The sequence below is a fragment of the Paenibacillus sp. R14(2021) genome (genome assembly GCF_019431355.1).
Classification (GTDB): Bacteria; Bacillota; Bacilli; order Paenibacillales; family Paenibacillaceae; genus Paenibacillus_Z.
In genome coordinates this window covers 4,361,475-4,385,225 of record NZ_CP080269.1, presented here as the reverse complement: position 1 = coordinate 4,385,225, position 23,751 = coordinate 4,361,475, and the positions used below count along the sequence as shown (strand labels likewise).

Below are 23,751 nucleotides of genomic sequence, written 5' to 3'. Positions count from 1 at the left end.
CTACTGGCGCAGCGATTCCCGGTAATGCTTCGGCGTGCAGCCGAACCGTTTCTTGAATAGATACGAGAAGTAGGCGGGATTATCCAAGCCCACGCGCTCGGCAATTTCGTTCGTGCGGATATTCGAATGGGCCAGCAGCTCTTGGGCCTTCGTCATTCTGATCCGCGTAACGGCTTCCGTGATCGTCTCTCCCGTTTCCTTGTGAAACAGCTTGCTCAGATAGCTGCTGTTAAGGTAGACTGCGTCCGCGATCGACTGCAGCGAGATGTCTTCGTGATAACGATCTTGAATATGCGCGTAGATTTTGCCGATGACGGCGCCGCCCTTCGCGGAAGCGGTTGGAATGGCCGTTTTCTTGACATACGCAGCGAGTGCAGCCGCCACCTCGTCGACCGTTTCGCAGGCGATGATCCGGTCATGCATGTCGCTCACCGATTGCTGCGAAGCATCGCGCAGCAGTAGACTGAGCTTGATCCCGGCGAGCTTGCAGGTCTCGAGCGATCGCTTGAACACGCGTTTCGACTCGAATGTTTCATGGATGTTGTGAAGCGCGTCGTCGAGCCGGTTGTCCGTGAGCAGCGCAGCAATCCGCTCGAAGAACGACTGGACCTGCCACTGGGAAGACTCTTCCCGATCATTCATCTCTCCCCGGAAACAAGTAATCACAGCCTCGTTCTCGGCACCGGCCGCTAATGCCGCCAACGCTTCCTTGTAAGCGGGATGAATACCGTCGAGCCGAGGATGCGAGCCGCTGATGCCGATCGACATCCTGAAGCCTAGCAGGCTTCCGACGGATCCGTTCAAGCCGGCAAACGCTTCGGCGAGCTGAGCCGGCTCGGCTCCCGCTGCGATGCCGATCTTGTCGCTTCCAATCGCGAACGCGCAGGCAGGATAGGCTTGGACGGCATGCAGGATCACACGTTCGACCGATTTTATCGCTGCGTGGTTTCCCGCTCCCTCTAAGGCATGCACCTCGATCAAACCGAGCGAGAACGACTGGAATCCGATTCGATACTCCTCGCTCTTCTCAAGAATCGCTTGCCGGTCCGCCAGAATGCCGTACACCATGTCTTGAAAAAACTTCTCGCGCACGAGCGCAAGCCGTTGATCCGCTTCGCGTTCCTTATCGAGCAATCCCGTTGCTTTGCCGATGGCGCGTATGACCTGTTCGTTTGTCGTCGGCTTAAGCAGGAAGTCGACGACGCCGTATTGAATCGCGGACAGCGCATAGCTGAAATCGGCGTGGCCCGTCAGCATGATGATTTTGACAGCCGGGTGCTGCACGCTCAGAAAACGAGACAACTCCATCCCGTCGGCACCCGGCATTTTGATATCCGTGATGACGATATCCGGCAGCAGACGCGCGACCTGCTCTTGTGCCATGAGACCGTCGCCCGCTTGTCCGGCAATTTCGCAGCCGTACTGCTTCCAATCGATAAAGTGAACCAAGCCCGACCTGATAATCGGTTCGTCATCCACGATAAGCACCCGATACATAAGCTTCTCTCCCCTCCGCTTGAGCGCCCTTCCCGTCCAGTTCCCGCCCGTCGTCCGGAATCCGGACCGTCACTTCGGTTCCTTGTCCCGGCTCGCTCTCTATGGCGACGCCGTAAGCGCTGCCATACATCAATTGAATTCTGCGATTCACGTTGTAAAGCGCGATATGATTATGTTCGCCGCCGGAATTGCCTTGATCCGGCACGAAGCCGACACCATTATCCTCCACGACGAAGACCAATTGCCCGTCGTCCTCGAAAATCGAGATACTGACTAGCCCTTCGCCAACCTTCGGTTCGAGCCCGTGGACGATGGCGTTCTCGACGATCGGCTGAATGCTGAGTTTGGGTAGCGAACTGTCCAGGATCCGCTCGTCTTGAATCCAGGTATCGACGCGCAGCTGTTCTCCGAACCGTTTCTTCTGCAGCAGGACATAGAAGTCAATATACGCCAGCTCCTCGCGGACCGTCGTCATTTGCCTGCCGCTCCCGGCAAGGCTCGTCCGCAGCATGTACCCAAGCGAAGTGACCATCTCGTAAATCTCCGTATGGCCGCCCATTCTCGCGTGCCAGCTGATCGTCTCCAGCACGTTGAACAGAAAATGCGGATTCATCTGCGCATGCAGCGACTTCAGCTCAGATTCCTTGATCAGCAGCTGGCTCTCGTACACGTTCGTAATCAAATACTGGATTTCCTCCGACATATGATTGACCACCGTCGCGAGCTTGTTCAGCTCCATCTCCTTGTAAGCCGGAATTTGCCCGGAATAATCGCCCCGCCGAATCGCTTCGATCCGCTTCATCATATCAATGATCGGCCTCGTCGCCTTCGACGAGAAGAAATAGCCGGCAATTAAGAAGAATAGCAGAATGGCAGACGCAATAGGAATAAACCGGGCAAAGGACTCCGACAAATGAGAGAGCACCTGCTTCTGCGGAATCGCGATAATCGAGGTCCAGTTGTAGACGTCGAGCTTCTTGGCCGCGACGAAATAGGACGTGCCGTCCAGCGTCGATTGGCTGAACCGCGTCGTGTTCAAGAAAGGCGCGTAGTCCGCTCCCAGCTTGCGGCCGAGCAGGTAGTTGTCCGCTGCGGCAAGGATCGAGCCGTCCGCGTCCGTCAAGTACGCCAGCGTATTATCGTAATGAGAGATGCCGGTGTAGAGACCGGTAATTTTGGATTCGTCGATGCCGAAGATGATTTTTCCTTTATAATCGTAATTCACGATGCTGCGGATGCTTTTGACGAAATAAAGATTCGGAGACTTGGAGGTAGGATTCACGACCTGCGTCTTTTCGGAGCGGCTCTCTGAGCTGTGGAAGACCTCTAGACTCCGTGCAATCTGCGTGTTCAAATGCCCATAGCTCTTGAACACGTAATAACTGTCGCCGGACGCATCGACGATCATGGCCGAATTCAGCACGTTATTCTCCCAAAGGTAGTTGTTCGAGAGCAGGTAGATCATCTGCTCTTCGATTTCCGACTTCGCGACGAGCTTGGAGTAGGAGTCCCGTCCCGGCTGGTTCTCGAGATACGCGTTGATGACAGGGTTGGAGATGACCGAAACCATCGACGTCTCGATGAGACCGAGCTGGGATTCGAGGTTGTCATTGGTCTGCTCGAGAAGACGCGTCAAGTTCTCGTCGGCATTGGTTCTCAGAATGCCGCCGATGGAATGGTAAAAGTACAGCCCGATGACCGTAAGCGAGAAAAAAACGATGAGCAGCGTCATGGAAATGATTTTGAACCGGATGCTGTTGAACGAAAAGATCTGGAAGATTCTCACGGCCTCTGACACCCCTATATCTTATCGCGTAATCTACGGAAGCTAAGAGAAAGCCATCAAATTAATAGAAAGTCGAAATCGTGATAGAATTTTCAGGTGAATCGCGTATTTTCAACCTTTTTCAAGCTGCGGGGAAGCAGAAATAACCAAATTTTCGATCAATTTTGACCGTGTTTTTGCATTACCAATCTCAGTTTGCTTGATTATACTGAGAAAGTCAAACGATAGAGGAGGGTGTATATGTTAGGTAAAGTGACAAAATGCGTCATGATTTCGACAGCAGCAGCCTTGTTGTTAGCCGGCTGCTCCAGCCAATCATCCAACGGCTCCGCATCCGATACCGGCAGCGAGGCCAGCAAGGTGAAGCTGAAAGTACTGAATTACCATGTCGGCGAAGACTACGCGGCATCCTTCTTCAAGAAGCTGTTCGATGAATTTCCTAATTCTCCTCAAGGCAAGGGCGTCAGCTTCGACATGCAGGAAATTCCGACAACTGACGCATACGCTCAGAAAATCAAGGTGCTGTTCGCGACGGGCGATATCCCCGACGTCATCCTGACCTCCGGAAACAACATTCTCGACCTTGCGGTCAAATCTGGGAAAATTGCGGATCTAACGCCGTATTTCGATGCCGATCCGGCATGGAAGGCGACCTTCGATCCGGGCGCCCTCGAGCGCAACAGCATTGACGGCAAAATCTACGCCGTGCCGAACCAGAAGGAAATCGCCATGATCTATTATAATAAAGCGCTGTTCAAAAAAGCGGGAATTCCCGAGCCGGCCACATCGTTCGCTTCGTGGGATGAATTTTTTACGGCCTGCCAGAAGCTGAAGGCAGCAGGTATCACCCCGTTATCCCTGGATACGAACGATTTTGCATGGCTCTCCTCAATGTTCCTCGGTGCCATGATTGGCACGTCAAGCGATGAGGGCAACAAGTTCATGAACGAGCTGCACCCGGTTCACTTCGATACGCCGGAGGTGGTCGACGCGCTCAAGAACCTGCAAACCATGCTCAAATCCTACACGACGCAGGATGCCGTCGGCGGCAAATACGATCCAATGGCCGCGCACTTCCTCATGGGCGACGTCGCGATGATCGCGAACGGACCGTGGATGGTACCGGATTTCAGCAACAAAGAAAAAGCAGCCGACGGGCTCGCGAGCCAAATCGGCGTCATGCTCTTCCCGAAAGACGGCATGGTGAACGTCCCGGGCGCAGGAGACATGGTTTCCGCCGCCAGCAAGGCAAAGACGGACGCCGCGGTCAATTTCCTGAAATACGAGACGTCACTCGACAATCAGATCACCTCGCTCAAAATGACCGGCATCATTCCCGTTTCGTCCAAAGCGGTCGTGCCGGGCGATTTCAACAAGGAGAATCCGCTCATCGGCCGAATGCTCGAATTGTCGGTGAAAGCCAAATACCAATTCGGCGAGAACCAAGCCAACTGGTATCAAAATACGCTGGACACGCTGAGCAAGCAGCTGCCTGAGCTCGCATTCGACAAGATCACGCCGGAGGATTTCGCCAAGAAGCTGGAAGAAGCGGCGCAAAAGAACCACTAACCCCACTACACTACAGAAGCTTGAGTGGAGGCGCGGCTAAGCCAGCGCTTCCGCTTCGAACGGAGGTACCGCCGCCCATGCCAACCAACCGGCTATGGATGACCGCTTTCCTGCTGCCTTGTCTGCTCATGTTCGTCGTTCTGATCGGTATCCCGCTCATCAACGTCGTATGGACATCCTTCGCGGACTACTCGACATTCTCCAGTCCGGTCTTCTCCGGCTGGCACAATTACGACCAGCTGCTGTTTCATGACGCCGACTTCTGGGCCGCCGTCCGCCATACGCTGCTCTGGGTCACGCTCCAATGCACCGTGGGTGTGGCCATCGGCGTCACGGTCGCGCTGATGCTGTTCCGCAAGCCCGCGGGCTGGAAGTTCTTCCGGGCGATCTATATGATTCCGAGCATTATCCCCACCGTCGCTTCGGGTATTATGTTCTATCTGCTTCTGAACCCCGAATTCGGCATCGTCAAGCCGCTGCAGCGGCTGCTTGGCGCCCACGGCCAGCCGGTCAACCTCTTCGGCAACAGTTCATACGCTTTCTGGGCGCTGACGCTGACCTGGATTTTCTATTCCGCCATCTGTACCGTCATTGTCATGGCGGAGCTTGGAACCGTTTCCGGCTCGCTGCTCGAAGCGGCTCGGATCGACGGTGCATCGCGCCTGCAGATTGATCTATTCATCCTGGTTCCGCTGCTTCGCGGCGTCATCGGCACCTGCGTCATTCTTGCCGCGGTCAGCATGATCACCCAATTCGACACTATCTTCGTGACCACCAGAGGGGGACCTGGCGCCTCCACGCTAAATCTGTCCGTCTATCTCTACAACACCGCGACGCTGAATAACGACTACGGTATGACCAATGCCATCAGCGTCATGCAAATTCTGATCGGCCTGCTCATCGTCTTCATCACGGGAAAAGCTTTCAAGCTGGGTGAAACCCATGACTAAGCGTAAAGCAACCGCTAGACGTCTTGCGCCCTTATTGCTCTACGCGGCGCTCATCGTCATCCTGCTGCTGTCCCTGGGTCCGATTGTATGGGTGTTTCTCGGCTCGTTCAAGACGCGAGGCGAGATCTATGCTTCCGCCTTCGGGCTGCCGTCCCGCATCTCGTTCGGCAATTACGCGGCTGCCTTCCAGATGGCACCGATCGGCAAGTTTTTCTGGAACAGCCTAGTCGTCTGCACGCTGACGACCGCGCTGAACGTGCTGGTCGTCGCTCCGTTCGCCTATGTGCTGGCCCGCTTCCATATCGGAGCGAAGAAGCTGCTCGTCGCCGCCGTCGCGTCGGTCATGCTGCTTCCTTCCCAATCACTTGCCGTTCCCATATTCACGCTGCTGCGCTCCTTTCACCTGCTCGATACCAAGACAGGCTTGGTGCTGATCTATGCCGCGTTCGGCATTCCGATCTCGTTCTTCATCCTGCGCAGCTTCTTCCTTAGCATTCCCAAATCACTGGAAGAAGCGGCCGGCATCGACGGCGCGGGATTCCTAGTCACCTTCATCAGCGTCATTCTGCCCTTATCGGCCCCCGGCCTGGTCACGGCCGCGATCCTTCAGTTCTTGAGCGCCTGGAACGAATTTTTCTTCGCGCTCGTCCTGACGAGCGGCGATCAGGCACGTACAGTGCCCATTGCGCTCAGCTATTATCTCGGCACCTTCTCGAACAATTATCCGGCGCTATTCGCCGCCGTCATCCTTACGATCCTGCCGCCGATCGCCATCTTCGTCTTCTCGCAGGAGAAGGTCGTTGAGAGCCTGACCGCCGGCGCGGTAAAAGGCTAAGCATCCTATCCCTACTGAATGGAGTGAACCCTCTATGCAACCTACGACAATCGCGCTTATCGGCGCAGGCCAGCGCGGGCATGTCTATACCGAATATGCCTTGCTGCACCCCGACAAACTCAAGGTCGTCGCCGTCGCCGAAGCGGACCCAGCGCGCAGAGCGGCCTTTCAACACCTGCACGCGATCGATAATGCTAATGCCTACGCGGACTGGAGCGACCTGCTGGCCGCTCCGAAGCTAGCCGAGGCAGTCTTAATCTGTCTGCAGGACCGCATGCACTTCGAGCCAACCAACATAGCGCTCGAGGCCGGCTATCATGTCCTGCTGGAGAAGCCCATGTCGACCGATCCGGCGGAATGTCTCTTGATGGGACGCAAGGCCGCGCAGACGGAACGGCACTTCGATATTTGCCATGTGCTGCGGTACTCTCCGTTCTTCGCCAAACTGAAGGAGCTGCTGGACGGCGGAGCGGTCGGCAGACTCATGTCCATTCAGCACAACGAGAACGTGGCGCACTGGCATCAAGCGCACAGCTACGTTCGTGGCAACTGGCGGCGCAGCGACGAATCGAGCCCCATGATTTTGGCAAAGTCCTGCCATGATCTCGACATCCTGCTGTGGCTGGCGGGTGCCGACTGCGTCCGGATCTCCTCCTTCGGCTCGCTGTCTCATTTCCGCTCGGAGAATGCGCCTGAAGGCGCGCCGACGCACTGCCTGCACGGCTGCCCCGTGCAGGACGAATGCCTGTACTATGCGCCGCGAACCTATCTGACCGACGACACGTCCTGGCCGACCGCCGTCATCAGCAACGATATGAGCTACGAGGCGCGTGAGGAAGCGCTGCGGAACGGCCCGTACGGACGCTGCGTCTATCGCTGCGATAACGACGTCGTCGACCACCAGGTCGTCAACCTGGAATTCGCCAACGAAGTGACGGCGGCGTTTACGATGAGCGCGTTCACGAACGAGAACCACCGGACGCTCAAGCTGATGGGCACCTTGGGGGAAATCCGCGGCGCGATGGATAAGAACGAGATCGAGCTCATCCGCTTCGGCGGCGAAACGACCCTGATCGCCCTCGATGATACCGGCGGCCATGTCGGCCACGGAGGCGGCGACCTGCGCCTGATCGAAGGCTTCGTCGATTCCTTGCGAAACAGCGAAGCCGCGGAGAACCGCACCTCCGCCAAAACCTCCGTGCAGAGCCATCTAATGGCATTCGCCGCCGAGCATGCGCGGGTAACGCATCAGGTCGTGGAGATGGATGTCTATACGGAACAGCTGATGGCTGCGGGGAGGGACGTACGATGATCGAGATTCGCCTCTTAACCGAGGAAGAAATGCAAGGCGCCGCGGACGGCGCCGACGCAGTCTTCCGGGATCGGGACATGAGCTCCATGAAAGAAGCCTTCCCTTTTATTTTCAATTCCCGGACATCCCACTCCCACGGATTGTTCATGGAGAACGAGCTGCTCGTCTTCATGGGCCTCGTGCCCGCCACCGCAAGGCTCGGCAGCGCCCGCTTGTCGGTCCTCTCTCTCGGCGCCGTATACGCGGTAGAAGCCGCTCGGAACAAAGGCTATGCAAGCCGTCTGCTGGAGGCCGTCAAGACTTACGGACGCCAAGCCGGCGCCTCCTTGCTGCTTGTATCGGGCGACGGTCCGCTTTACAGCCGCGCCGGCTGCCGGAAGTTCGGCGATGCGTACCGTTTCGAGCTGAACCGCGCCTTCGCCGAAGCGAACAGACCTGATTCCGTTAAGCTGCAGACGAGGGAAGCGCTGCACCGGGACGAGCTCGGGATGCACCGGCTCGCCGCCGAGCGCCGTTCCGCCTTCGAGCAGAGCATCTGGGACTTCTCCGTCCTGATCCGCACGGAATCGAATATCAGCGGGCATAAAATGAAACAGCGCGTCTATCTTGCAGGCAGGGACGGATCGCCAGACGCGTTCGCCGTCATCGCGCACCCGACCTCCCTGTCCAACCAGCCGCCGCGGGTTATCGAATGGGCCGGGGAGCCGGGCGCGCTCCTGAAGCTGCTCGCCCATGTGATGCTCGATACGGACATGGATCGGCTGACGTTCACCGTTACCGCCAGCGAGCACGAGCTGCTCGGTGCATTGAACACGCACGCATTCCGCAAAGAGCGGATCCGCAATCAAGGCACGCTGCTCGTCCTCGACGCAGCCCGGCTGATCGATCAATTACGCCCGTATCTGGAAGAAGCCGCTCCCTCCTCCGGCTCAAGGCTTTCCGCGCGGTCATCGGAAGACGGAAGCACCGTTCTCTCGCTGCCCGGACTGCCGGATGCCGTCTTGACGCACGAAGAGCTGGTTTCACTCTTCTTCGACGCCAAGCCCGGCCCGCCGCTGCCTGATGGCTGGGGAGCCGCGGCAGCCAGTCTGTTCCCGCTTCCGTTCCCGTATACGGACGGGCTGAATTTCATCTAATCGGCCGAAGTTTCTAAGCCGCGAACAACCATAGAAACGAAGAAACGCGCAGGCTGGCCTGCGCGTTTCTTCGTTGCTCCGGAACTTTACTGCATTAAGGATTCACCATGACCATCTTGATCGCGGAGCCGCGGTCGTCGCGCAGCTCTTTCATTGCATCCGCGAACTGCTCGAGTCCGAACGTATGCGTGACGAGCGCATCGCCGTCCACCGCGCCCGATTTCAAGAGCTCGATGCAGCGCGGGAAGAACAGCGCCGGCGTCGCGTGCGAGGCGCGCAGCTGCAGCTTCTTGAAGTGAAACTCGTTCGCGTCGAACGTAATGTTAGCCCCGGCACCGAATTCGATGCCGATGAAGCCGATCACGCCGCCGGTCCGAGCCGCCTTGAACGCGGACGGAATCGTGGACGGCGGCGCCGTCACGAGCACCCGGTCCACGCCGCCCCGCTCGAACGGATATGTCTCGAGCGGCGTCTTATCCGTATAGATGATCTCGTCCGCCCCGAAGGCGAGCGCCGTCTCGATGCGCTTGACGGAGTGCGAGCGGGCCGCGGCGTAGATTTTGCGGGCGCCTCTCAGCTTCGCCAGCCGCAGCGCCATCAGGCCGATCGGTCCGAGGCCCAGCACCAGCACGTCGTCACCCATTTGAATATCGACGACCTCGGTCAAATCTACCGCAACCCCCAGCGGCTCCACAAGCGAAGCGACCGGGAACGAAAGCCCTTCGTACGGCACGACAACTTCCTTCGGCGCCACGATATAATCCGCGAACCCCATGGAGAAATTCCGTCCCCAGAAGCTCGGTCCCTTATTGCACAAATCGTACCGTCCGTCCCGGCACCAATCGCAGGTACGGCAGAACGTGCTCGTCTCCAGCGTTACTGTGCTGCCTGCTTGCACATGCGTGACGCGCGCGCCTGCTTGCTCGACAATGCCCGAAATCTCGTGGCCGATCGGCTCCCAATCCGCCGCGGCCGTCTTCGCGCTCGTCATGTCCGTGCCGCAAATGCCGCAGGCTTTGACCCTTATTAAGACTTCATCCTCACCGATCTCGCCAAGCTCGCCTTCGCGAAGCTCGAAGTCGAATGGGGCTTTGACATACCATGCCTTCGTTCTCATTCGTATGGCCTCCCTCTCCGAAATGCCGATTTCACCTTGCCGCGTGCCGCCGCAGAACGGCGGACGCAGGACAACTTCATTATAAGCAATCTTCTGCAGCACCGAACAGCCTCCCTGCCCTTTATTTAATCACCTCAATTTTTATCGTCATGAACGAACGAGCCGGCCCGCGTATGCGGCCGGCTCGAGAAGAGAAGTCATTTTCGGATTCTCACTAGGTTGCGCTGCAGCACCGTATCGCCTTCTTGCGGCGTATCGCCTTCTTGCGGCGTATAGGCGGCCTTCGTCAACCGATCACATTCGTAATCAGCCTGCGGTCCTTCGCGTGCGCGAGGACGGTCGGTGTCCAGCGGCCAACCTATGCCTGCAATTTTATTTTTGCACTGACCTTCGCCGCTTCCCCGACTGGCATCACGGAATCGTTCGACTGCTGCTGCGCGATGATGAAGCCGATCACGCCGAGAAGCACCAGGCACACCAGAACGAATGCCGCGATCTTCCAGCCGCTCCGCGGTACGCGGCCGGTAACGCTCCCGGTTTCGCCGTTCACCATATAACGGTACGTTTTGCTTTGATACAGATAGTTCGCATTCCAGATCGGCAGTAGAATATGCTTGTAGGTCTGATCGAAATAGCGCGTATCGATGCTCAGAAATCGCACCTCATCTCCGCTGATCCCGCTTCGAATCTCGCTCTGCAGCTCGGCATCCACGCGGGATTTGGCTTCTTCCCAGCCTGCCGGGAGGGAAACCGAGTAACGCTCCGCGATAAACCCGCTTAGATATTCGGGTTTGTACGGGGTGAGCTGGTTAAGCTTGAAATCGTTCAGTTTGTGCAGCAGCTTACTGTCGTACTGGCCGGAAGCCGGGATAAGCACATCATTGAAGAACTGCCTGTAGGTGCCGCTGGTCCAGTGCCATACCGTGTAACGGACCTGCTCCGTATAGGTTTCGGTCTTGCCGTTCACGACGCGGGTACGCGTCTCCATCCGATAATGATAAACGCCGACCTCCGCCCGGTACGAGGAATCCGTATTCGTATCAAAGGTCCAGAACGGCACGTAGATGCCATTCAAGTTAGAGCTGACCGAGCCTTTCTTGAATGCATTCGGTATGAACCATTTCTTCTTGCGCCACGCGTTGAACGCTTGGGCGGCCTGTTCCCGGGAAACATGAAACGGAATGACCGATTCCGGGCGAATGCTCCCCGGATTGCCTTGCGACAGCACCTTGGGCGACCCGCAGAACGCACATACCGCCGCGGTTTGGTTCGCCGGCAGCAGCATTTCGCCGCTGCAATTGCCGCACTTGATCACCTGCTGCTCCGCGCCCCAATCCTTCATGGAAGCCTTGTCCTCGTCGTTGAAATCCAGCTCGTACTCCACCGGCGCTTGTTCCGTGCCGTCTTCAACCTGCCGTTCGCTGCCGCAATAACGGCATTTCAGCGTTTGGCTGGCCGTGTCGTACATCATCTGACCGCCGCATCCCTGGCAGGGGAAAACGGTCGTCTGCTCTTGCGCTGCACCACGTGCATTTTCATCCATCTTGGATCACCCTTTACACTTTGGTGCCGCAGCCGGAGCAGAACTTCGCTCCCGCACTCAGCGGGCCGCCGCACTCGTGGCAGAAACGGCGTTCCGGGCGGGCCGTTCCGCACTCGGGGCAGAATTTATCGTTCGCTCGAAGCGTATGGCTGCAATTGCAGCACGGCTCGGTCTTATCCTCCGGGTTCGCGGCTGACGGGTTCGGCTGCGATGCCTGCTCCGTGCCCGCAGTCGGAGGAGATTGCTGATTGGACCCGGCAAACGCCTGGCTCATGATCTGTCCCATGGCCATGCCGGCGCCTAGCCCCGCTCCGGCGCCGGCAATGCCGCCCGGATTGTTCGCCGCCTCGCGCATCGACTCCGCAGCTTGAAACTTCATGTATTGATCGAGGTTTCCGGCAATATTCATCGACGACCTGCGGTCGACCATCTTCTCGACCTCTTCGGGAAGCGAGATGTTCTCGATGACGAAGCCCGTCAGCGCAAGCCCGATCGCCGCGAAATTCGATTGCAGCTTGGTGTTCCCGAGCGAGCTGAGCTCATCATAATGCATGGCCAGATCAATGATTGGGATCGCCGATTCGGCCAGCAAATCGCTCACGCCGGAAACGATCATCGTCTTGAAGAAGCCGCCGATTTGCTGCGGATCAAAATCCGCCTGCGAACCGAGAATTTCCCTCATGAACAAGGCGGGGTCCTTCACTTTGAAGGAATAGTTCCCGAAGCCGCGCACACGCACCATGCCGAATTCCTTGTCGCGCATTAGAACCGGATTTGTCGTGCCCCATTTCTGGTCGGTGACGTTGGTCGTATTAACGAAATACACATCCGCCTTGAACGGCGAGTTGAACGCGTGCTTCCATGCTTTGAGCGCCGTCAACACCGGCATGTTCTGCGTGCTCAGTTCATACCGCCCCGGTCCGAATACATCGGCGATGGTGCCTTCGTTCAGGAAGATCGCCGCCTGTCCTTCGCGCACCGTCAGCTGCGCGCCCATCTTGATCGCATTGTCGTACGCCGGGAACCGATACACGATGGAATGCGTATCCTCCACCCATTCGATAACCTCGATAAACTGGCCTTTGATAAAAGAAAACAGTCCCATTTGTCATCCTCCATTCCATCCTTATACGCATGACGGCAGCCTATTCCCCAACAAATCTTTCCCTTTTTATCATTATACGGTAAATCGCCGAAGCAGGCCTAATTAGAATCTTGAATGTGAACGGCGAGAAATCAATCAAGCAAGCCAACGCTTCAACGTGCCATCCGGCAACGAAAAACTCCCTCCGCAGGCAGGAGGGAGTTGGCAGTTAGACGTCGTAATTCACGACGTAGTGATGGCGTTCGGTATGATAGAAGCCTTCGCTGTATTCGATCAAGTCCCCGCTCTCGTCATAAGCGAATCGCGAACGCTTTAGAAGCGGCGTCCCTTCCTCGATTCGCAGCGCGGCCAGAACGGAAGCCGGCGGCGATGCAGAGACGGAAAATTCATCCCGGTACTTGTCCAGCGACACCCCCTGCTCCTCTAATAAACCGTAGAGCGACTGCGCGTTCAAGTCGGACAGCTCGATGTTCGCGGCCTTGCTGGACAAATAATGCGTGTAATGAATATAGGGCTCGTCGTTCAGATGGTACAGCCGTTCGATCCGCAGGCATCGCTCGCCGAACAAGCGGTGCGCCATCGACCCTTCTTCGTTGCCGGCATGCTCGGCATGGAACAGCTGCTTATGAATCCGGTGGCCTTCTTCGACCAGCACCTCCGTGAACCGCTTCAGCTTGGACAGCTTGGAGGCGGACGTGCTGCGGATCACCTTCGTTCCCTTGCCGCTGCCCGTCTCGACGTAGCCATCCTGCGCCAGCAGCTTAATCGCGCCTCGCACCGTCACTTTGCTGACCTGAAATTCATCCTCGAGCTGCGGCTCCGTCGGGATATTCGTTCCTACCGGATACACGCCGTGCAGGATCCGGTCCTTCACGATGTTCGCGATTTGCGCATATAAAGGCTTCTCGATGCGGGATAACTTCATTATCGGATCACGTCTCCGTTCGCGTTCGTCATGGCGTGCAGAATTTCGTTCTCGCTCGACATCGGCGTGTCTCCCGCTACCGTGTGCGCGAGCATTGCGGCCGCGGCCGCAAAACGAACCGTCCGCTCTGCTTCGAACGAGGCAAGCTCGCCATGGATGATTCCGCTCGCGAAGGCGTCTCCCGCGCCGATTCGATCGTATACGGCAAACGTAAGCTGGTCGGAGAAGGAGAAGGCTTCGTGCTTATATAGAAAACCTTGCAGCGTGTGCGTATTGCCGCTGTTAATGGTTCTGTGAGTTCCCGCGATAACGGCGATGCCGAAGCGGCACGCCGCCTGCGGGATCAATTCAGTGAGCTGCTCCAGACGGTCTGTCTTGGTCGTCGGCATGCCGAGAATACACATCGCATCCCGTTCGTTCATCATCACAATGTCCGCGAGCCGCAGCATGCGCTCATAGTACGGCTTCGCTTTGGTATAACCGTCCTCGCCCCAGTGGCCCGGCCGATAATTGCAGTCGAAGACGACTGTGCCGCCCTTGGCCTTGACGGCCGCGGCTAGTTCAAGCATATGCCGCCTGACGGCATCGTTCATCGCAAGCGTAATGCCGCAGAAATGAACGACATCAATGCCGGCGGCTAGCATGGCGTAATCATATGCATCATCCGGCGCCGTGTTAAAGCTGCTCGCCTGCCGGCCCGCATACGTGACGCGGCTCGGCCTTGCGCCGAAGCCGCTCTCCAGAAAATACATCCCGAGGGAGCTGCCTCCGCGGATGACATCAGCGGTCGAAAGCCCCAGCTTCCGCAAGCTCGCAGCCGCAGCGTCTCCGAGCGCGTTGCCTGGCAGCCTCGTGATGAGCGAGGCATCATACCCGAAACTTGCCAGCGCGGAGCCGACGTTCACGCCCGTGCCGGAGAACGAATAGTCCAAGCTGCCGGCTTGAGACAATAGTTGGTATCCCGGCACTTGCAGGCGCATCATGACTTCGCCGAACGCAGCGACGCGCACGTGCTTAACCATAGCTTTCGACCAGCTTCTTCATCGTCTCAAGCAGCACGCGCACGTCCTGTACGTTCGTGCTGCCGGACGCCTTATCCATGATCGAGGAGTAGACATGCGGAATAACCTGCGGCACGCCCGCTTCAAGCGCAATTCGCAGGATGGGCTCGAAATTGTCCATATCGATGCCGCCTGTAGGCTCGAGAGCGAACCCTTCCTCGGCGCATGCCTTCGCCACAGCGCGCAGTTCAGCCTCGCAGCTTAAGCCGTTCATCGGGAAGTACTTCAGCGCGTTGCCCCCCATGTCGCGCACGAGCGCGATCGCCGTCTTCACGGGAACGATCGCCTGCTCGGGCTGCGCAGCGCTCACAGGGCCTGTCGAAATGTTCACGAAGCCGGCTTGCCCTGTCGGCGAAACAAGGCTGTTAATCCAGCTGTCTCGCCCGCCCAGATTCGCTCGGGTAGCACCTACAGCCGGGAAAACTTGATTAATATGCGTACCGGGGTAGTGCTTCACGATCTCCGCAACGACAGCCGCCTGCCGGTTATCCCCGGCACCGAGTCCGATCGAGACCGCATCGTCGATCGCTTCGCCGTACTGCTTCATCGCCGCGACTGCCGCTTCGACGGTCGGGTAGTCTTTCGAGAGGACGCCGATAAGCACGAAGCCTTCGGCTGCTTCGAATACCGCCTTCGCATTCTGGTCGCTGTTTGCCAGCACGTTTAGCGCCGCTCGGCCCTGATAGAATCGTTTCGTCATTGTGGACATGTTAATTGCCTCCCGTCAGCGTATGAATGCGAGCCGCAATCACGTCGATATCGTCACCCATGAGCGGACGGGGATCGATATCGAAATACCCTTGCTTCACGCCGTAATCGCGCGTATAGACGGCGATTTCCCCTTCGCGAAGCCCGTCGACGACGGCCTTCGCGGTCGTCCCCGACAGCGCTGGATCGATGTGAATGCGAGCCCGGTAAATCGCGCGTCCCGCTTCATCCTGGACGATTGACACCTTGACGCCGGATTGCTCGTTCAGCGGCAGGAGCTTCTGCAGCGCCGCTTTCTCTAGCTCGCTGTTATCCGCTTTGACCTGGTATTCATCGAGCGCCTGAAGGAGCCCGAACGTCGTCTCCTTGCCGACCTTCATGCTGCGGCCGATGCCATGCAGCTGTACCTTGACCATATCGATGAAGACCGACTTGCCGCCGATAATACCGGACGTCGGTCCTTCGATGGCTTTGGAACCGCTGTAGATGGCGAGATCCGAGCATTGCACGTATTTGCGGACGTTCTCTTCCGCGGCGGCATCCACGATCAGAGGAATTCCGCAGCGCTGCGCCACAGCCCAGGCTTCCTCCACGCTGATCATGTTCTTCTGAACCGCATGATGAGATTTGACGTAAAGGATCGCAGCCGTGCGGTCGCCGATCGCGTCTTCGATATGCTCCGCCTTGCCTTCGTTCGCATACCCGACTTCAACGAGCTTGCCGCCCCCCAGAAACACCATCGTCTCGACCGGGGCACCGTACTGCACATTATGGCCTTTCAGAATGAGGATCTCGTTCTTCGCGATCGGCTCTTGATGAAGGCGCTCGCTCAGGCGCCGGTTGCCCTGCGTCACGATGCCTGCGACGGATAAGGCGATGCCGCTCGACGCCGAGTTAACGACAACCGCAGCCTCGGCACCCAGCAAGCCGGCGATATAGCCGCCCGCCTTATCGACGAGATCGGCAATCTCCACGTAGCTTTGCCCCCCCTGCTTCATCGCTTCCATGACCGTGTCGGAAGGTGCCGACACGCCGAGAATGCTCATTCGCCCGCTGGCGTTAATTACACGTTTCAGCCCGTATTTAGCAAGCAGAGAACCGCCCATTGGCAAACACCCCTTTTGGTTTAATTTGATGATCGCCTCTGCGCGTACCGCCTTCGGAATCGACGAAAACCACAGGCTCTTCTTCGATGGCGAACAGCGTCAGGTTCGCATGGTCGCCGGCTTGAATGCGGCCCAGCTCCGGTTTGCGCAGCCACGCGGCTGCTCGTACCGTCACTGCATCGACCACCTCTTCGAGCGGATAACCCAAGCATAGAAATTTCGACATCACATGTGCCAAGCTGTAAACAGGTCCGTTCTGCCGATTCCCCCGATAAATGTCCGAGCTGATCGTATCGAACCCGATGCCGCTTTGCAGCGCCGCCTCCGCCGTTCGGAAGGAGAAGCTTGCCGTCCCGTGTCCGACATCCAGCCGTACGCCTCTGGCAACAGCCTCGGTCAGCTCCTGCAGCGGCCGGCCGTTTCCGTCAAACAAATTGTTGCTTTTCCCGTTCAAATAGTGCGTCACGACATCCTCTTTCTCCAATAGCGGGAGAATGTCTTCGATGCGCGGCGGCGCAGAGCCGATATGGACCATTAACGGCAGGCCGCTTGCTTCGGCCAATTCCCTTGCGATAAGCAGGGGCTGAATCCCGTTGTTCCGAACGACGCTGCCGCTCATTCTCGCCTTCCATCCGACGATGAAATCCGAATATGCATGCACCGTATGCAGCGCAAGTTCGCGATCGAGCCAAGCCAAGTCGGACAACTCGTCGATTCGCTGCAGACCGATCTTGGACACGTTTAGCAGCGCGAAGACGGTCGTCATCGCTTTCTCGCGGCTCGCTGCCAAATCGCCGATTCGATCCGCACCGCAGCTGCCGGCGTCGACGATCACGGCAACGCCCTGCTTCACCCCGATCTCGTCGATCTCGTCCCCGTACGGATGAAATGCAGGGAAAGCGTGGACATGCAGGTCAATCCAGCCGCTCGACACGTACCATCCGGTACAGTCCATCGTTTGACCGTCCGCAGTGCAGCCCACTGCCGTCACTGCCCTGATGACCCCGTCTTCAATTGCAATATCGACCGCCCTGCCGTCTGTGAGCTTTGCCCCGCGCAGCACCCATCTATCCGTCATCGTAAGCCACCCTCAGTTCTAACTGACCAGACACGCTGTTTTAGATTATAACGTTATAATGTTATGCTACATGCCAAATAAATCCTCGTCAACAAACAATTGTCATGTTCGCTTACTGCAGCCGTATTCGATTTTGCATAACCTTGCCTCCCCGGGGTAAATATACAAATCAGGTATACATCGAACCCAAAGGGGAGCGTTTCACCATGAAGAAGACCATGCTTGGGGTGTGGATCGCCGTGTCTCTCCTGTCCGCAACCGCTTGCGGAAACAAAGCGGCCAACGAAGGCGCACCATCCTCGCCGAACAACGAAAAGAAAACGCTGACAATCGTGAATTGGAAGGGCTACGGCTCCGACGATCCCGAGGTCATCAAGACGTTCGAGACGAAGTACAACGTTAAGATCGTCCATCCCTACATGGCCTCCGAGGAAGAGCTGCTGACGAAGCTAAGAACCAGCAAGCCGGGCGATCTCGATGTCGTTCTGCCGAACGCCTCCATCCTGCCTGTTGCCATTAACGATGGACTGCTCTCGCCAGTCGATACCGCTAAGCTCAGCAATTACGCCGCCATCTATGAACCGTTCAAGCACCTGGCCGAGAACGCCAAGGACGGTGCCGTGTACGCCGTGCCCTGGGTATGGGGTTCAACAGCCATTGTCTATAACCCGGATACCGTAAAGGGACCCATCGACTCCGTGCAGGCGTTATGGGATACCGCGCACAAGGGCAAGATCGCGTTCCGGGACGATTTCAACGATGCCGTCATGACGGCCGCGCTCGCCCTGGGGCAGAATCCGAACCATCCTTCGGATCTGGATGCCATCAAGCAGAAGCTGATCAAACAGAAGCCGCTTAATCGCACCTACTGGAAAACCGGCGATGAATTCGCCAAGCTGTACGCCGGCGGCACGGTCGACATCGGCTTAATGTGGAGCGGCCAGACGGCCGCGATGAAGAAGGAAGGACAGCACATCAAGTACGTCATTCCGAAGGAAGGCGCAATCGGCTGGGTCGATAACTGGGCCATCGTCAAAGGCACGCGCAATCCGGAGCTTGCCCATCAATTTATCGATTTCATGATCGATAAGAAGTTTCAGGAGGACTGGGTAAATCGCGGCGGCCCAGCGCCGGTCAACAAGAATGTCACCCGTACGCTGGATCCGGCTTTCGTGGAAGAGATGGGATTGGACGAGAAGACGATCGGCAAGCTGACCTTCATCTCCTACCGCTCGGATGAGGAGAAGAAGAAGTGGAACGAGCTGTGGCTCGAAGTGAAGTCGCACTAAGGCCGGCCCCGGGAGTGAACGCGTTATGGATAAAAAAATATGGCTGATGAGCCCGGCCGTCATCCTGCTCCTATGCTTCTGCGTGGTTCCGCTCTTCATCATGGTTTATTACAGCCTGCTGAGCGACGGGACCCGCGGTCATTTGACGCTTCAGAACTATGCGGATTTCTTCGAGAAACGCATCTACCTGAAGCTGACTTGGAAGACGATCCGAATCAGCTGCTGCGTGACATTGATCAGCCTCCTCATCAGCTATCCGATGGCGTATGTCATGGTCAACCTCATCCACAGCGGCAAAAACCTGCTGCTGCTGGCCATTATCATCCCGTTCTGGACCAGCCAGCTCGTGCGGGCTTATGCATGGCAAAACCTGCTTCGGGAAGGCGGCATCCTCGACATTATGCTGCGGAAGCTCCATCTGATCGGCTCCGAACCGCTCGGCCTGCTGTTCACGCCTTATGCAGTAATCATCGCGATGGTCCATATTTTCTTCCCTTACATGGTCATCACGATCTACTTGTCGCTGGAGAAAGTGGACATCGCCTTGGTGGAAGCCTCCAAAAGCCTGCAGGCCGGGCCGCTGACCACATTCAGACGCGTGGTGCTTCCGCTTAGCAAGCCTGGCATCGTTACCGGCTGCATTCTCGTGTTCGTGCCAAGTCTCGGCGTCTTCGTCGAGCCGCGGATTCTGGGCGGAACAGAAGGCTCCGTCATCGGGATGGTTATCGAGGATCAATTTTTTGAAATTTACGGCTGGAACTTCGGCGCTGCCGTTTCCTTCATTCTGCTTGCGATCATTCTCCTATCCATGGCCGTGCTTTCCCGCTTGGCGAAGAAGGAGGCTTAGCGATGCTGAAGAAAACCATCGGCTGGACGTATGCCGCCCTTGTCCTGCTGTTCCTCTACGCGCCGATTCTCGTCCTGATGGCCTTGTCGTTCAACGCGTCTAAGTATAATGCGCTCCCCTTCACGTTCAGCCTGAGCTGGTACAAGGCGTTAGCCGCCGATACGACGCTGATCCGCGCATCGTTAACGAGCCTGTCGATCGCAGCCGGAACGGCGATCATCTGCGTCGTGCTCGCCGCGATGCTGATGCTCTGGGCCGTGCAGACAACCTCCAAGCTGAAAGGCTGGATCGATGCGCTCGTCGTTCTGCCGCTTACGATCCCTTGGCTCATTCTGGGCTTGTCCATGCTGCTTCTGCTGAGCGCCGCCGGGATCGACAAAAACTTCACGGTGCTGCTGATCGGCCATGTCGTGGTTTCCCTTCCTTACGCGGTGCTCGTCATCAAGGCCAGGCTGCAGAGCATGGATCTGTCGATCAACGAAGCCTCGGCAAGCCTTGGGGCAAACGAATGGACGACGGTGCGGCGCATCACGCTGCCGCTGTTGTTCCCCGCCATGCTGGCAGGCGGGTTTCTCGCATTCGTCATCTCGTTCGACAACTTCATCCTGTCGTATTTCCTCATTCCGAGCGGGTCCAGCACGCTGCCGATCGAGATCTATGCCTCGATCAAGTTCGGCTTTACCCCTGAAATCAATGCGGCATCAACCCTCTTGCTGGCAGCTACGACGCTGATGATTCTGCTGATCGTGGTCATCATGCGGTCTTCGCTCAAATTCTTCTTGAAATAGGAGGCAGCCATGGCTTATCTGGACATCAAGCAGCTGACCAAGTCGTATAACGGCAGCCGGGTCCTAGGTGGAATCGACATCGAGCTGGAAGAAGGCGTCTTCCTCTCCCTGCTCGGACCGTCGGGCTGCGGCAAAACGACGACGATGCGCATTGCGGCCGGCTTCGAGCATCAAGACGCGGGCACGATTGCGATTAACGGCCAAGCCATCGACAAGCTCCCGCCCTACAAGCGGAACATCGGCATGGTGTTCCAAAGCTACGCCCTCTTCCCGCACATGACCGCTGCGCAGAATATCGCCTATGGATTGGAGCAGCAAAGCCTGACCCGGGAGGAGATACGCAAGGAGACGGCGAAGGCGCTCGAAATGGTTCAGCTCTCCGGCTTCGAGCAGCGCAAGCCGAGGCAGCTCTCCGGCGGGCAGCAGCAGCGCGTTGCGCTCGCGAGGGCACTCGTGACCAAGCCTTCCCTGCTGCTGCTCGATGAGAGCTTGAGCGCGCTGGACAAGAACCTCCGTTCCGCCATGCAGATCGAACTGCGCATGATTCAGAAGAACACCGGAATCACGACGATCTTCGTGACGCATGATCAGGAAGAAGCCATGACGCTGTCGGATCGGATAGCCGTCATGCGAAGCGGCAAAATCGAACAGACCGGTTCTCCGCACACAATCTACGAGCAGCCCGCTAACATGTTCGTAGCCGGCTTTATCGGACGCTCGAATTTCTTGAAGGGAAAGCTGCTGCCGCATGCGGACAGCCAAGCCATTCTGGAGCTTGCAAATGGAGACCGCTGGCCTGTACCTACGCCGCCGGAGCCTTCCGCTTTGAAGCACAGCAGCGGGCAATCGGTTGTGCTTTCTATTCGGCCGGAGCGTATTCAACTCCAGAAGGATGATGCCTTGTCCCCTGTTCCCGGCCTGAAGGGGACTGTCAAATTGATGACTTATGCCGGCAGCACGTCTACCTATGTAATCGATGTCAGGGGGCAAGAGCTGCACGTGCAGCGCCAGAACGATGACGAGGGACAGGACGTTCGCCAAGGCGACGAGGTCTATCTGAGCTGGAGCGCCGAGAGCCAGAACATACTGCTGGAATGAGCAGAAGGGGAGGACGAAGGAGAACATGACGGACAGCACAACCATCCTGCTATTCGGCGGCATCATTATCGATCAGTACGTGCTCGTGGACCAAAGCCCTCCAAGAGGCGGGGACGCGCTCATTCATGATTCGTTCTTCCGGGTCGGCGGCTGCGCGATCAATGTCGGAACGACGCTGCAGAATTTAGGAATCCGTCCCTGGATCGTGTCTGCGGTCGGCGACGACGCCTGGGGGCTGAGGATCAGAGCTTACTTGGAAGAGAAGCAGTTTCCCGCCGAGGCCATTCGATATGGAGAGAAGCAAGCCTCCGGCTACTGCCTCTCCATCGTCGAGCAGGACGGTGAAAGAACCTTCCTGACTTATAAAGGGTGCGAAGCGGTTTTCATGCCTTCCATGCTGGAAGGGGCAGACTTCAGGCAAATATCCCATGTTTACGTAACCGGCTACTACTTGCTGGACCCGGCGTACACGGACGCCATCGCCGGCGAGTTGAAGAAGCTAAAAGCCGCCGGGGCCTACCTCGTGTTCGATCCCGGCCCTCTGGCCGCTTCGATTCCGACTGAGACGCTGCTCACTGTATTGAAGCTTACCGACCTGCTCCTCCCGAACGATGCCGAATGGACGATACTGGGCGAGCTGCTGAACGGGGGCACGGCCGGTGAACCGCCTTGGCGGGAGCTCGGCATCGGAACCGTCATCTTGAAGCAGGGCAGCCGCGGCGCGGACGTCCGAACGGCTGACGGCGGTTACCGTGTTGCGCCTTACTCGGCCGAGAGCATCGATACGTCGGGCGCAGGCGACAGCTTCGCCGGGGGCCTGCTGTACAGCTTGGCGCGGGGTGACGACATGAGAACAGCCGTTCAAATCGCCGCCGCATGCGGCGCACTTACGACGACCCTCATGGGTCCGCACGGCGCGTTCTCGCTGAACGACATCATGAATTTGATACAGAAGGCAAGGTGAACGGGAATATGGAACACGATCCTATGCTGCTCGACAGAGCTTACGGATGCTTGGTCGCAACGGCGATCGGCGATGCCATGGGTATGCCCGCTTCGTTCATGTCCCCCTCCCAGATTCGGCGAATATATGGCCGAATTACGGATTTCTTGACGCCGGATCAAGAGCAGACGGCGCACGGCGCAGTAGAAGCAGGGGGCATTACGGACGATACGCAGGAGAGCTTGATCGTCTCGTCCGTCCTGATCGAAGCCGGACGTTTCGATCAGGCGTTGTTCGCGGCCAAAATGAAACAGTGGGCCGTGCAGTACAAGATGCTGGACTCCACGGTGATCGGACCCAGCACGCGCAAGTTTCTGGAGACGCTTCTGTCGGGCGGCGACTACGTGGAAGCCGGCAAACACGGGGATACGAATGGGGCCGCTATGCGCGTCGGACCGATCGGCATCTTTGACCATGGGAACGTCGCTCATGCGATCGAGGATGCCGTGTTGTCCGCGCTGCCGTCCCACGGAAGCCGGGCCGGCGTTGCCTCCGCTTGCGCCGTCGCGGCCGCGATCGCGAGAGCCGTGGAGGGCGGCTGTACGCCAAGGGAGGTCATGGATGCCGCGCTCCAAGGGGCAGAGACGGGCGAGCACAGAGGCTTCGATAAGCCCTCGCCGTCGATTGCCGCGCGCATCCGCTTGGCGATTGATGTGGTCGACCAGGAGCGGAATAAGCCATTGCAAGAGGTGTGCGAGCGCTTGTACGCATATATCGGCGCCGGCATGAAGAGCTACGAATCCGTGCCTCTGTCGCTCGGCGTGTTCTATGCCGTGTCCGGACAGGTGAACGAAGGCATTATTGCGGTCGTAAACATCGGCGACGACGCGGATACGAACGGCGCCATTGTCGGTTCGTTGTGCGGGGCTTACAGCGGCGCTTCTGCCATCCATCCCGCCTGGATTGCCAAGGTGGAAGGCACGAACGGGATTCCGTTCAAGCAGATCGCCGCGGATTTACTGCGTGTGCGCAGGGCTGAACGAATTTGAAGCAGTAGC

At 57.7% G+C, this 23,751-nt stretch carries 21 protein-coding genes; 11 read left to right on the top strand and 10 right to left on the bottom strand.

All coding sequences use genetic code 11. The features are described 5' to 3' along the window. Positions 1-1,497, bottom strand: a complete 1,497-nt coding sequence (locus KXU80_RS20495; RefSeq protein ID WP_219834993.1) for a response regulator transcription factor — start codon at positions 1,495-1,497, stop codon at positions 1-3. Continuing rightward, complete coding sequence (locus KXU80_RS20490; RefSeq protein WP_219834992.1) at positions 1,472-3,283, bottom strand: sensor histidine kinase; 1,812 nt, start codon at positions 3,281-3,283, stop codon at positions 1,472-1,474. Before KXU80_RS20490 ends, KXU80_RS20495 begins: the two co-directional genes overlap by 26 nt. A 240-nt stretch (positions 3,284-3,523) precedes the next feature. On the opposite strand from KXU80_RS20490, the gene KXU80_RS20485 reads away from it, so the two are divergent. From KXU80_RS20485 to KXU80_RS20465, 5 genes are all read left to right on the top strand, one after another. Beyond that, on the top strand, positions 3,524-4,852 hold the full coding sequence (locus KXU80_RS20485; protein ID WP_219834991.1) for an ABC transporter substrate-binding protein: 1,329 nt from the start codon (positions 3,524-3,526) through the stop codon (positions 4,850-4,852). Positions 4,853-4,929: 77 nt separating this feature from the next. Continuing rightward, the gene (locus KXU80_RS20480; RefSeq protein ID WP_219834990.1) at positions 4,930-5,802 is read left to right on the top strand and encodes a carbohydrate ABC transporter permease; all 873 of its coding nucleotides are present in this window, start codon (positions 4,930-4,932) and stop codon (positions 5,800-5,802) included. Further along, positions 5,795-6,637, top strand: coding sequence for a carbohydrate ABC transporter permease (locus tag KXU80_RS20475; protein ID WP_219834989.1), 843 nt, complete (start codon positions 5,795-5,797; stop codon positions 6,635-6,637). Before KXU80_RS20480 ends, KXU80_RS20475 begins: the two co-directional genes overlap by 8 nt. A 34-nt stretch (positions 6,638-6,671) precedes the next feature. Next, positions 6,672-7,949 (top strand): Gfo/Idh/MocA family protein, encoded by a 1,278-nt coding sequence (locus KXU80_RS20470; RefSeq protein ID WP_219834988.1) that lies wholly within the window; start codon positions 6,672-6,674, stop codon positions 7,947-7,949. Then, entirely contained in the window at positions 7,946-9,085 is a 1,140-nt protein-coding gene (locus tag KXU80_RS20465; RefSeq protein ID WP_219834987.1) for a GNAT family N-acetyltransferase, read from the top strand. The genes KXU80_RS20470 and KXU80_RS20465 overlap by 4 nt, the downstream gene beginning before the upstream one ends. 94 nt (positions 9,086-9,179) lie before the next feature. Here the strand turns inward: KXU80_RS20465 and KXU80_RS20460 are convergent, their stop codons facing one another. The 8 genes from KXU80_RS20460 to KXU80_RS20425 form a co-directional block, all read right to left on the bottom strand. Next, entirely contained in the window at positions 9,180-10,304 is a 1,125-nt protein-coding gene (locus KXU80_RS20460) for a zinc-dependent alcohol dehydrogenase (protein ID WP_219834986.1), read from the bottom strand. A 256-nt stretch (positions 10,305-10,560) separates the two neighbouring features. Further along, positions 10,561-11,745: a TFIIB-type zinc ribbon-containing protein gene (locus KXU80_RS20455; RefSeq protein ID WP_219834985.1), complete on the bottom strand. Its 1,185-nt coding sequence runs from the start codon at positions 11,743-11,745 to the stop codon at positions 10,561-10,563. Positions 11,746-11,758: 13 nt separating this feature from the next. Continuing rightward, positions 11,759-12,850, bottom strand: a complete 1,092-nt coding sequence (locus tag KXU80_RS20450; protein ID WP_219834984.1) for an SPFH domain-containing protein — start codon at positions 12,848-12,850, stop codon at positions 11,759-11,761. Positions 12,851-13,058: 208 nt separating this feature from the next. After that, on the bottom strand, positions 13,059-13,775 hold the full coding sequence (locus tag KXU80_RS20445; RefSeq protein ID WP_219834983.1) for a GntR family transcriptional regulator: 717 nt from the start codon (positions 13,773-13,775) through the stop codon (positions 13,059-13,061). Next, positions 13,775-14,797, bottom strand: a complete 1,023-nt coding sequence (locus KXU80_RS20440) for a sugar kinase (protein ID WP_219834982.1) — start codon at positions 14,795-14,797, stop codon at positions 13,775-13,777. Before KXU80_RS20440 ends, KXU80_RS20445 begins: the two co-directional genes overlap by 1 nt. Then, positions 14,790-15,545, bottom strand: coding sequence for a 2-dehydro-3-deoxy-phosphogluconate aldolase (locus tag KXU80_RS20435; RefSeq protein ID WP_219834981.1), 756 nt, complete (start codon positions 15,543-15,545; stop codon positions 14,790-14,792). Before KXU80_RS20435 ends, KXU80_RS20440 begins: the two co-directional genes overlap by 8 nt. Position 15,546: 1 nt before the next feature. After that, complete coding sequence (locus KXU80_RS20430; RefSeq protein WP_219834980.1) at positions 15,547-16,650, bottom strand: DgaE family pyridoxal phosphate-dependent ammonia lyase; 1,104 nt, start codon at positions 16,648-16,650, stop codon at positions 15,547-15,549. Beyond that, complete coding sequence (locus KXU80_RS20425) at positions 16,628-17,728, bottom strand: amidohydrolase/deacetylase family metallohydrolase (RefSeq protein WP_219834979.1); 1,101 nt, start codon at positions 17,726-17,728, stop codon at positions 16,628-16,630. Before KXU80_RS20425 ends, KXU80_RS20430 begins: the two co-directional genes overlap by 23 nt. A 206-nt stretch (positions 17,729-17,934) precedes the next feature. On the opposite strand from KXU80_RS20425, the gene KXU80_RS20420 reads away from it, so the two are divergent. Genes KXU80_RS20420 through KXU80_RS20395 form a run of 6 tightly spaced genes read left to right on the top strand, consistent with a single transcriptional unit; the run spans position 17,935 to position 23,742 of the window. After that, positions 17,935-19,017, top strand: a complete 1,083-nt coding sequence (locus tag KXU80_RS20420) for an ABC transporter substrate-binding protein (protein WP_219834978.1) — start codon at positions 17,935-17,937, stop codon at positions 19,015-19,017. A gap of 25 nt (positions 19,018-19,042) precedes the next feature. Continuing rightward, a complete protein-coding gene (locus KXU80_RS20415) occupies positions 19,043-19,864 on the top strand; it encodes an ABC transporter permease (protein WP_219834977.1) in 822 nt (273 codons plus the stop codon). A gap of 2 nt (positions 19,865-19,866) precedes the next feature. Further along, positions 19,867-20,652, top strand: a complete 786-nt coding sequence (locus KXU80_RS20410) for an ABC transporter permease (protein ID WP_219834976.1) — start codon at positions 19,867-19,869, stop codon at positions 20,650-20,652. Positions 20,653-20,661: 9 nt separating this feature from the next. Beyond that, positions 20,662-21,750, top strand: coding sequence for an ABC transporter ATP-binding protein (locus KXU80_RS20405; RefSeq protein ID WP_219834975.1), 1,089 nt, complete (start codon positions 20,662-20,664; stop codon positions 21,748-21,750). Between the two features lie 25 nt (positions 21,751-21,775). Beyond that, entirely contained in the window at positions 21,776-22,714 is a 939-nt protein-coding gene (locus KXU80_RS20400) for a carbohydrate kinase family protein (protein WP_219834974.1), read from the top strand. A gap of 8 nt (positions 22,715-22,722) precedes the next feature. Next, entirely contained in the window at positions 22,723-23,742 is a 1,020-nt protein-coding gene (locus KXU80_RS20395; protein ID WP_258171083.1) for an ADP-ribosylglycohydrolase family protein, read from the top strand. Positions 23,743-23,751 lie beyond the last annotated feature (9 nt).